Raw genomic sequence first — 10521 nt, 5'->3', positions numbered from 1 at the left:
GGGTGCGGAGAATGGCGACGGATTCTTCGACGGCGGCGAGGCCCTCCGCCCGCCGGCCCGCCTCGCCGAGCTCGATGGAGAGGCTGTTGAGGGCGCCGGCGAGGTCGGGCAGGTGGGCGTCCGGGTTGGTCTCGCTGAGGGTGCGGAGAATGGCGACGGCTTCTTCGGCGGCGGCCAGGCCCTCCGCCCGCCGCCCCAGGGCGCCCAGCCGGTTGGAGAGGTTGTTGAGGGTGCCGGCGAGGTCGGGCAGGTGGGCGTCCGGGTTGGTCTCGCTGAGGGTGCGGAAGATGGCGACGGCTTCGTCGGCGGCGACGAGGCCCTCCGTCCGCCGGCCCACCTCGCCGAGGTCGATGGAGAGGTTGTTGAGCGCGGTGGCGAGGTCGGGCAGGTGGGCGTCGGGGTTGGTCTCGCTGAGGGTGCGGAAGATGGCGACGGCTTCTTCGGTGGCGGCCAGGCCCTCCGTCCGCCGGCCCACCTCGCCGAGTCGGACGGAGAGGTTGTTGAGGGCCATGGCGAGGTCGGGCAGGTGGGCGTCCGGGGTGGCCTCGGCCAGAGTGCGGCGGATGGCGACGGATTCTTCGACGGCGGCCAGGCCCTCCGCCCGCCGCCCCAGGATGCCCAGCCAGTTGGAGAGGTTGTTGAGGGCGCTGGCGAGGCCGGACAGGTGGGCGTTCGGGTCGGCCTCGGCCAGGACGCGGTAGTGGCCGACGGATTCCTCGACGACAACCAGACCCTCTGCCCGCCGCCCCAGGACGCCCAGCCGGCTGGAGAGGTTGTTGAGCGCGGTGGCGAGGCCGGGCAGGTGGGTGTTCGGGTTGGCCTCGGCCAGGGAGCGGCGGATGGCGACGGATTCTTCGGCGGCGGCCAGGCCCTCCGCCGGTCGGCCCACCTCGCCGAGCCGGTTGGAGAGGTTGTTGAGGGCCATGGCGAGGCCGGGCAGGTGGGCGTCCGGGTTCGCCTCGGCCAGGGAGCGACAGTGCTGCGTGATGGTGGCGGCGACGCGGGCCGCGGTGGTGGCGAGGCGGTGGCTGGTGTGGGGGAAGAGATCGTGGAGGGTGTCGAGGGTGTCGAGTGGGGCGGTGGGGTCGGTGGTGAGGGTGTCGAGAGCGGCGATGAGCGGGGCCGGGTGGTCGGTGCGGGTCGCGGTCGTGATGATGTGGACGGCCAGGGCCTCGTGGCGGCGGAGGCAGAGGTCGGTGAGCGGGGTGTCGAGGCGGCCCTGGAAGGAGGGGTGGGCGGCGGCCCGGCTGTAGACGGTGAGGAGTTGCCCGCTCTGGGAGTCGTCGGCGCCGTCGAGGAGGCGGTCGGCGAGGGCGGGGTCGGTTTCGAGGACGCGTCCGATGTGGCGTTCGGCGAGGCGGTCCGGCTGCAGCGCGCCCCACGGTGAGCCCGGGACAGTGGTGGGGTAGAGGGCGGTGAGCCAGGCGGTGATCCGGTCGCGGCGATCGCGTGATTGGTCCGCGAGCGCGGGCAGGCGCTGCCAGAGCAGGTCGGCCTGTTCGCGGTCGCCGGCGCCGGTGAGGTGGGCGGCGGCGAGCGCGGTCCTCAGGGTGTCCAGGCTCAGGCCGGGGACGAGGCCGTGGGCGGTGGCGGCGTCACGCCAGTAGCGGGCTTCGTGGCCGAGGAGCCGGTCCTCGACGTCCCGCGCGTCCGCGTGCCCGGTGCGGTCCGCGAGTTCGGTGCGTGCGGTGTCGAGGAGGTCGGCGAGGGCGGTCATGTGGAGGGTGAGCGCGTTGCCGTAGGCGCCGTCCAGGCCGAGCCGCCGGGGCGGCCGCAGGCTCGTGGCGCCCGCGGCCCAGTCGGGCCCGGCGAGGCCCACGACGAAGGGGAGCACGGCCGCGAGGGCGTGGGCGGCGTCGCGGTAGTGGCTGGCGCGCCGATCCGGGTTGTCCTCCAGCGCGGTGAGGCGGTGGGCGCGGGCAGAGGTGAGGTGGTCCTCGGCCTGCCGGCTGGCGTCGCGGGCCTGCTGCCACCAGTCGCCGGCGGTCCGGGCCAGCAGCAGGAGTTTGAACGGGCTGGTGCCGGGGTGCTCGGCGGCGGCCTCGACGATCGCGCCGAGTTGATCGGGGCGGGTCTCGGCGTAGTCGAGGACGACCAGCAACGGCCTGGCCGCGCGCCGCAGTTCGCGCAGTTGCTCGGGCCCGGCGCCGGAGCGGGGCCACAGCACGGTCCAGCCCCGGCCGGCGAGCCTGCGGCCGAAGTAGTGGGCGAGGCGGGTCTTGCCCTGCCCGGCCGGGCCGTGCAGCAGCCACGCACCGAACCCGTCCCGTCCGCACCACGCCTCCAACTCGGCGAGCAGGTCCTCGCGGCCGTGGAAGGGGACGATCTGCCGCCCGGCCTCCAGCAGGGCCGCCGGTGTCACCGGGGCGCGCCGTACCGCGGCGGTGGTGGTGGGGTCGGCGATGTCCTGGAACTCGACCGCCTCCAGCCCGCCCGCAGGGCTTCCGCTGTGCTCGGTGAGGGTGGTGCGGAAGGCGAGGTCGTGGTGGAGGACGTAGGAGGGGACGACGTTGAGGCGGCCGTGGTTGGAGTGGGCGCGGTCGGAGGCGACGACGCCGGTGAGGTAGCGGTCGCAGAACACCGCCGCTCCCGACAGTCCGCCCCACGGCGACGTCCCGTCACCGGGCCATCCCGTACCCGGCGTGCGCAGGTCCATGACGTACTGGTTGCCGACGAAGCCGCTGCCCGGATTCACCTCCCCGTGGAGGTGCGAGGCCTCGGCGGAGTGGTCGGGGCGCTGGGCCTCGTCCGGGACGCCCCACGTCTCGCACGGCGCACCGGGGCGGGTGGTGTCCGGTCGCCCCCACTGGACGGGTGCGGTGGGTGGCTGCCAGTGCGGGGAGTCGTCGACCAGGACGAGGGCCGCGTCGTCGCGTCCGCCAGGGGTCCCGGCCCAGAGCACGGTTCCGGTCGCGGTGCCGGTGCCGGCCGGGTGGAAGACCGTCACGCCCGTCCCGGCGGGTCCGGTGACATGGGCGGAGGTCAGGACCAGTCTGCCGCCGACCGCGTACCCGGACCCGCGTCCACCCGGGCCGTCCACCCCGGCCAGCCGTACCCGCTCCACCTGTGCCCCCTACCACTCGTCCTGCTCGCCGCCACGTGGCCGCGACCGGATCATGTGGGCCGGCCGCAGGTCCGGTTCTCAGTCGCTGAGGCGTCCGGTGCTGTCGCCCGGCCCGTCGGGGCGCTCCTGGGCGGATCGGACCAGAAGGTCGCCGCCCCCTGGGCGCCTGGGGGTGAGGGTGAAGGTGACGCGGTGGGTGCGGGCGCGTGAGATGCCGGCCTCGGTCTCGGCGCCGACCGCCCAGAGCTTGAACCCGGCCTTCGCCTTGGCGTCGGCGCGCAGCTCGACCTCGAACTCCATCTCCACCGGCCCGACCGCGAACACCACCTGCGGGTCGTCACCGGCCCGCGCGGCGGCTTCGAGCAGTTCGTCGCGCACCGCCGCGACCGCGTCCGCCAGCGGAACATCCATCAAAGTCCACCCCTTCAAGCACCTGACACCGTGCGGTCGTGCCGATGCGGACACCGTAGAGCCCTGGCGTGGGCTCTCGCAGGGAAAGCACGACTTCGGCCGGACGGGCCCGCCCGCGGCGGCAAGGGCCGCCGGTCCGGGGCTGCTGCCGGCTGTTGTACCGTCACCCGGAGGCCGGGGCCTGGAGGTGGACGGTCCGGTCGGTTGCGTCAGCGTCCGCCCGTCGGCGACAGCGTCCGTCGGGCGGGCCGCCGCGTCAGGCCTTGCCGAGGCGCACCTCCAGCGCGCCGGGACGCGGAGTTGATGCACCCGGCGCAACTCCGCATACTTTCGCCACCACTTCTTCACCCGGGGGACCACGTGAGCCAGCCGCCGCCGTACCCGAACGGCGATCCCAACCCGTACCAGCAGCCGCCCCAGCCCCAGCAGCCACCGGCCTACGGCGTCCCGCAGCCGTACCCGGGGCAGCCGTACGCCGGCCAGCCGTATCCGGGCCAGCCGTACCCGGGCCCGGCCCCGGCTGCGCCGTACGCGCCGCCGCGCGCCTCCGGCAGCCCGGTCGGCGCGTTCTTCCTCGGCTTCGCCGCCTCGCTCGTCGTGGCGGCGGTCTACAGCGCGATCTTCGTGTTCACCTTCGACGCGCACCAGTCCCGGGGCAGCGTGCACACGCTCTACCTGGCGCACGCCTTCGTCAACGGGGCGGTGGTGGGCCTGCTGGTGGGCCTGGTAGGCCGCCGCAGCCCGGGCGCGTGGATCGCGGGCGCCGTGGTGGCCGTGCTCGGTGCCTTCTTCGGTTACGCCAACGCGGTTCCCTTCATGGTCCTCCGTGACAGCGGGGCCGACGGCCTCCAGTTCATGCTGGAGCACGAGCCCTTCGGCCCGGCCAAGGCGTGGTGGGGCGGCTGGGACGGCTCCGAGTGGATCTCGCTGCTGGGCCTGGCGATCGCCGCGCTGGCGGCCTGGGGCACCGCCTTCCTGACGGGCCGCAACCGCCGCTGACCCGGCCGGGCCCCGCCCCGGATGCGGACCGCCCCTCCGGCGGCCGCACCCGGGGCACCCGGCTGGCTACGACCTGTCCGACGTCCCGTCCGACGTCCCGTCCGGCTCGGCGCCGGGCGCGGTGTCGGCGAGGGCCCGCAGCTCGCGGGCGTGGCGCGGCAGACCGTTGACGTCCAGCACCTCACGCAGGTTGACGTTGAACTCCCAGGCCGGGGTGGAGCCGGCGATCGCGCGGATCACCGTGCGCTGCGCCTCCGTCAGCAGCTCGCCGTCGGCGTACGCCTCGATCGGGAACACGATGTCGAGCAGGGCACCCGCGACGGCGACGGCGTCGATGGCGTTGACCTCGTCCAGCACGGCGCACAGCTCGCCCAGCAGCGGTTCGGCCTGCTCGGACGGCAGGAGCGCGAGGGCGGTGGCGGCGTCGGTGGCCGGGTCGCCCGCCCCGAGGTACAGCTCGTCGAAGCCGGTGACGTCCAGTTCGCCGCGGAGCAGCTCGATCAGCGGCCGGGCGCCCGGGCGGGCGGGGGAGCGGTGGGTGCGCACCCAGGTCAGGGCCGCGCAGAAGCGCAGCAGCGGATCGTTGTCGGCGAGGTGCTGCTCCAGCGCGCGGAGGATGTCGGGGCCGGCCTCGTGCAGGGCCAGGCCGAGCAGGATCTCCGCACGGATCCCGGGTTCGGGTTCCAGGGCGAGGCGCTCGTGCAGCGCCCCGGCCGCCACCCCGCCCGGCGCGGCGGCGAGCAGGGCGACGGCCGCGCGCCGGATCCGGGCGTCCGGATCGGCGGCCTGGCCGGCCCAGACCGGCACCGCGTCGGCGAGGGACCGGTAGATCTCGTGGTAGGCGGGCTCGGCGCCGCTGTCGGCGAAGTGCTCCTCCGGACCGGTGTCGCCGTCGGCGCCGTCGGCGTCGGCGTCGGGGAGGGCCGCGAGGATGCCCTTGAGCTCGTGCGCGGCGTCGAGGCTGCCGTCGCGCGTCGCGATGTCGGCCAGGAAGCTCAGCAGCGCGGCCCGGGCGTCGGCCGACTCGACCCGGTCGACCAGGGCGCTCATGGACCGGAACGCCGGCCCGGTGGCCTCCGCGACGGTGTGCTGGTGCAGCAGCATCACCGACAGCTGCCCCAGCGCCAGGGAGAACGCCCCGAGGCCGGGGAGCGCCAGCCCCTTGAGCAGGAACGGCACGTGCTCCGGGCGGCCGAAGAACGTCTCCAGCTCGCCCCACGGCACCGTCCCGGCGTCGCGCAGCCCGGCCGGCACGGGCGCCGTGTGCCAGGCGTGCAGGGTGCGGGCGGCCTCGCCGAGGTCCTCGTCGCGGGCGAGGTCCAGGCCCGCGAAGGTCACGCTCCCCGGCCCGGCCGCGCCGGTGCCGTGCACGTGCCAGGTCCCGACCGGACCGCCGCCGACACCGGGCTCGACGTACCCCTCGGCGATCAGTGCCCCGTCCGCGTCCCGGGCGCGCCACCGTTCGACGGCCGCCCCCTCGATCGTGACGTCGGTGGGTACGACGTCCGCCGTCAGGGTGCCGTCGGCGCCGTACCAGTGCTCGGTGAGGAGGGTGCCGTCGCGTTCGGTGCGCTCGACCCGCAGGGAGCCGTCCTCGTGGAACCGCCGGTGGACGGTGGTGCCGTCGTCGGGCCACTCGCGCTCGCGCGCGGGCGCCCCGTCCTTGTAGTCGCGCCGCGACCGCGGACGGCCGTCCGGCCGGTAGCGGTCCACCCGGTAGAGGGTGCGCGAGCCCAGGTACGTCCTGCGCTCCACCGGCCTGCCGTCGGCGAAGTCGGTCTCCTCGTACCCGTGGTAGAAGCTGTCGGGGCGGTAGTACTCCGGCCCCTTGGTGTCGGAGGTGCTCTCCCAGGCCTGCTTCCACAGCCGCCACGTCCCGGTCGCGGCCCCGGTCCCGCCGTCGAGGTCGCCGGTGACGAACGCGAGCAGGCCCGCCACCCACACCGCGTCCTCGGGCACGCCGGTGGACGGCACCGCGGGCGGGGTCCGCACCTCGGCCGGCTCCGCCGTCGCGGGCGGCTCCGACCGGAGCAGCCGCAGCGCCAGCTCCGGCAGCCCCTCGTAGGCGGCGAACCGCGCCGCGCCCGGCGAGGCGCCGAGGCCGGCCGCCAGGCACAGGTCGACGGACGCGGCGTCGCCGTCGCGGGCCGCCTCGATCAGCGGGTCGGGCCCGGCGTCACCGCGCGGGAAGCGGGCGACCTCGTCGCCCGCCCGGTTGTGGACCAGCCGGTCGGCGGCGCCGTCGGCGGTCCAGTGCCGGGCCACGCCCATGAGCCGGCCGTCCTTCCCCCAGCGCGGCGCCGACCACTGGCCGGTCGGCCAGAAGGTGGCGATCTCCGGCACACCGGCCGGGCGTTCGGGCACGGGCTCGCCCTCGGCGGTCACCTCGGTGCCGTCGGCGGCGAAGCAGGCCTGACGGATCCGGACGCCCTGCTCGTCGTATTCGTGGACCGCCGAGCGCAGGACCTCCGGCAGGCCGTCGAACGAGAACGGGTCGCGGCTTGGGCGGTCGCTGCGGTGGCCGGTGACGACGACCGGCGTGCCGTGGCGGTGCTCGGCACGCACCGCCAGGGTGCCGTCGTCGTGGTAGCGCAGCAGCGTCCCGTGGCGCCGGCCGTCGTGCCAGCCGCTCTCCTCCAGCAGCGTCCCGTCGGGGCGCCACAGCCGCCACGGGCCGGTGGGCGCGCCGTCCCGGCGCGCTCCGGCCGCCCAGACCGGCCACGTCGGCCCGCCGTCGGCGAGCTCCCACTCCTGGAGGTACTCCGCGTCGGCGGGCACGCCCGCGGGCCGGCCGGCCGCGGGGTCCGAAGTCCCCGCCCTCACCTGCTGATCGTCAGACATGACCCGTATGCAAGCACCCTCCACCGACAGGGTGCACCCGGGGGCCCGTCCGGCCTGATGCCGCGTCAATCCATCGGTGTGCGCGGATGTCCGTCGGCGATCCGGGGCGCCGCGGCGTCCGGGCGGGACGAAGCCGCTCCCGGGCCCGTGCCGAGGACCAGGACCACCGCGACGAGCGCCAGGGCGAGCGCCAGGGCGAGTGCCGCCAGCAGGGCCAGTGCCAGGGCCCCGCAGCCGCCGCCGGGTCGGCCGGCGGCGGGGCCGGCGGGCTGCGGCGGGGCCGGGGACCGCGGCCCGCCGTCGAGGCCCCGCGCGGGCCCGCTCCCGTCCCGCGCGCTCCCGTCCTCGGCACCCCCGGGCCGCTCGGGCACGTCCACCGCGAACGCGGCGCAGGCCGCGCCCTGGTGGGCCGCGAGCGCGACCACCCGCAGGGCCACCCCGAGCCGCACGTGCGGCGTGCCGTGCACCCGCCCCGCCGCCCCGGCCCCGGGGACGCCGAACCGGGAGGCGATGTCCGGGCCCGCCCCGGTGAGGACCGGCGGCAGCGTGCAGCGCAGTTCGATCCGGCGGGTCGCCCCGGCGGGCAGCGGCTCCTCGACGGCCCGCCGGTCGAAGTCCAGCCGGCCTTCGAGGGGTTCGACGGGTTCGAGGCGGAAGCCGGTCGGGTGTGGCCCCTCGTTGTGGACGAGCAGGTCCAGGGTGACGGTGCCGCCGGCGGTCCCGAACCGGCGCGGCGGCTCGCACCAGGCCCGGACGGCCGCGTCCGGCCCGGCCCGCAGATCGGTGCCGCAGTACTCGCCCGGGCAGTAGCGGCCGAGCCGCTCGGCCCCGTCCGTGCTGCTGCCGCACAGTTCGCAGTAGAGCGCCATGCTCCCGCCTCCGTCCCGCCCCGGGGTTACCCGGCCGCCTGCCGCGGCAACCGCCGCCGCCCGGACCGGAACCGCCCCGTGACCGTCGTGCGCCCCGGGCCGCGGTCCGTCCGCCGCGGTCCGTCCGCGGGGTCCGTCCGCCGGGGCGGGCGCGGTCAGGGCGTCGCGTCGGCGGGGGCGGGTTGTTCGGCGTCCCCGAAGCGGGCGAGGGTGAGGGCCCCGCACACCGCTGCCGCGAAGCCCGCGACCGCGAGCGGTTCGAGGTCGTGGCGGGTGTGGTCGCCGAGCAGCAGCACACCGACCACGGCCGGTCCCAGCGTCTCGCCGAGCACCATGGCCGCCGTCGCGGCCGTGACCGACCCGTTCTGCATCGCCCAGGTGAGCGCGGCGAAGCCGGCCAGCCCGGCGCACGCGATCGCGTAGGCGGCCGGTTCGGTCAGCAGGTCCGGCAGCCGGGGATCCGGCAGGACCCGCACGGCGACGCCGACCACGCCGAACTGAAGACCGGCGACCAGCCCCAGCAGCGGTGCCCGCCGGCTCCCGCCGAACCGTACGACCGCCCAGCCCGCACCGGCCAGCAGGACCGCGACGAGCAGCGTGCCGAGCCGCAGCGCCGGGGTGCCGTGCCCGGGCCCGTCGCGTCCGGCGCTGACGGCGAGCACGCACAGCCCCGCGCACACCGCCGCCACCCCGGCCCACTCGCTGCGCCGCAGCCGCACGTGCAGCACCCGGGCCGCGCCGACGGCCGTCACCGCGAGCGCCGAGGCGAGCACCGCCTCCACCTCGTACAGCGGCAGCCGCTCCAGCGCCAGGAGTTCGGCGCCGAAGCCGAGCATGTCCATCCCGACCCCCGCGAGGAACGGCCACTGCCGCAAGGTCCCCGCCAGCGCGGCCGCCCCGCCGGGCCGCTGCCCGGCGGCGGCCCGACGCGCCCCGACCGCCTGCAGCACGGTGGCGGATCCGGTGAGCAGGGCGGCGGCCAGCGCCGCGAGCAGGCCGAAGGACATGCGCCGACCGTACGGGCCCGCGCCGCCCCGGGCCCGGTCCGGCACGCCGGGCCGGTCGTCGGTGCCGGGCTCCACCGTGCCGTCGGCGCGGCGGAGGTCCGCCGGGTCCTGCCGCTGCCCGCCTGGCGGGCTCGACGCGCCTGGCGGGCGTGCCCGGCGAACGGCGGGGGCCGGTCGGCGGGTGCGATTCAGGCCCGGTGGCTGATTGTCATGCACAAATTGGACCGGATATTACTTGTGGGTAATGTGGCGGCGTCCGGCGGGTGAACGACCCGCCGCCCGCTCTTCGCTGAAGGAACATCACGTGTCCCGACCCGGCTCCCGCCGCTCCGGTCGCGCGCTGCGCACCGCTCTCGCCGCCGCCGCGGCCACCACCCTGCTCGCCGTCGCCCCGGCCGCCCCCGCCCGCGCGGACTCCGCCGCGGCCGCCGGGGCGACGGCCGGCCCGGCCGCCCCGCACCTCGACGCCGTCGAACGCGTCCTGCGGGAGGTGTCCCCCGGGCTGGAGGGCACCGTGTGGGAGCGCACCGAGGGCAACGGCCTCGCCGGAGCCGCGAACCCCGCCGGCCCGCCCGGCTGGCTGCTCCAGACGCCCGGCTGCTGGGGCGACGCCAGCTGCGCCGACCGCCCCGGCACCCGGGCGCTGCTCGCCGGGATCACCGCCGACGTCTCCGCCGCCACCCGCACCGTCGACCTCTCCACCCTCGCGCCGTTCCCCGACGGCGGCTTCCAGGACGCCCTGGTCGCCGGTCTCAAGGCCTCCGTCGCGGCCGGCCACCGCCCCGCGGTGCGCATCCTGGCCGGTGCCGCGCCGGTCTACCACTCCACCGTGCTGCCCTCCCGGTACCGGGACGAGCTCGTCTCCCGGCTGGGCTCCGCGGCCGGTTCGGTCAGCCTCACCGTCGCCTCGATGACGGCCTCGCGCACCGCCTTCTCCTGGAACCACTCCAAGCTGCTCGTCGTCGACGGACGCACCGTCATGTCCGGTGGCATCAACGGCTGGAAGGGCGACTACCTCGACACCGCCCACCCCGTCTCGGACGTCGACCTCGCGCTGGCCGGTCCCGCCGCGACCTCCGCCGCCCGCTACCTGGACACCCTCTGGGAGTGGACCTGCGCCCGCACCGGGGTGTTCGACAACGCCTGGTTCGCCTCCTCCGACGGCAGCGCCTGCCGCCCGTCGGCCGAGCGCGAGCTCAACCCGCCGGCCCCCGCCGCGGGCACCGTCCCGGTGATCGCCGTCGGCGGTCTCGGCGTCGGGATCAAGGACGCCGACCCCGGCTCCGCCTACCGCCCCGGACCCGTCCCCGGGGCCGCGGACGCCCGGTGC

6 protein-coding genes and 1 pseudogene are annotated in these 10521 nt (G+C 76.6%); 2 read left to right on the top strand and 5 right to left on the bottom strand.

The genetic code is table 11. The features are described from left to right. Both ACFXAM_RS34915 and ACFXAM_RS34910 read right to left on the bottom strand, forming a co-directional pair. Positions 1–3064, bottom strand: a 3064-nt coding sequence (locus ACFXAM_RS34915) for a tetratricopeptide repeat protein (RefSeq protein ID WP_380297487.1), incomplete at its 3' end; no start/stop codon positions are given. 78 nt (positions 3065–3142) lie between these two features. Then, positions 3143–3475 (bottom strand): trypco2 family protein, encoded by a 333-nt coding sequence (locus tag ACFXAM_RS34910; RefSeq protein WP_380297485.1) that lies wholly within the window; start codon positions 3473–3475, stop codon positions 3143–3145. Between the two features lie 360 nt (positions 3476–3835). Here ACFXAM_RS34910 and ACFXAM_RS34905 point away from each other — a divergent pair, with 360 nt between their 5' ends. Beyond that, positions 3836–4474, top strand: coding sequence for a hypothetical protein (locus tag ACFXAM_RS34905; protein WP_380297484.1), 639 nt, complete (start codon positions 3836–3838; stop codon positions 4472–4474). A 66-nt stretch (positions 4475–4540) separates the two neighbouring features. Here the strand turns inward: ACFXAM_RS34905 and ACFXAM_RS34900 are convergent, their stop codons facing one another. The 3 genes from ACFXAM_RS34900 to ACFXAM_RS34890 form a co-directional block, all read right to left on the bottom strand. After that, positions 4541–7315 carry a hypothetical protein gene (locus ACFXAM_RS34900; RefSeq protein WP_380297483.1) on the bottom strand — a complete coding sequence of 925 codons (2775 nt, stop codon included), beginning with the start codon at positions 7313–7315 and terminating at the stop codon, positions 4541–4543. 65 nt (positions 7316–7380) lie between these two features. Next, a complete protein-coding gene (locus tag ACFXAM_RS34895) occupies positions 7381–8184 on the bottom strand; it encodes a hypothetical protein (RefSeq protein ID WP_380297481.1) in 804 nt (267 codons plus the stop codon). Positions 8185–8339: 155 nt separating this feature from the next. Further along, positions 8340–9191: a hypothetical protein gene (locus ACFXAM_RS34890; RefSeq protein ID WP_380297479.1), complete on the bottom strand. Its 852-nt coding sequence runs from the start codon at positions 9189–9191 to the stop codon at positions 8340–8342. A 304-nt stretch (positions 9192–9495) separates the two neighbouring features. Here ACFXAM_RS34890 and ACFXAM_RS34885 point away from each other — a divergent pair. Beyond that, positions 9496–10521, top strand: a pseudogene (locus ACFXAM_RS34885) (phospholipase); the annotation flags it as partial.

This window comes from Kitasatospora sp. NPDC059462 (assembly GCF_042749955.1).
GTDB lineage: Bacteria > Actinomycetota > Actinomycetes > Streptomycetales > Streptomycetaceae > Kitasatospora.
This window is presented reverse-complemented; position numbering and strand designations above follow the sequence as displayed.

Coding starts and splice junctions, on each gene's coding strand:
- ACFXAM_RS34890 (WP_380297479.1), bottom strand. CDS start 9,191: ATGTCCTTCGGCCTGCTCGCGGCGCTGGCCGCCGCCCTGCTCACCGGA.
- ACFXAM_RS34910 (WP_380297485.1), bottom strand. CDS start 3,475: ATGGATGTTCCGCTGGCGGACGCGGTCGCGGCGGTGCGCGACGAACTG.
- ACFXAM_RS34900 (WP_380297483.1), bottom strand. CDS start 7,315: ATGTCTGACGATCAGCAGGTGAGGGCGGGGACTTCGGACCCCGCGGCC.
- ACFXAM_RS34895 (WP_380297481.1), bottom strand. CDS start 8,184: ATGGCGCTCTACTGCGAACTGTGCGGCAGCAGCACGGACGGGGCCGAG.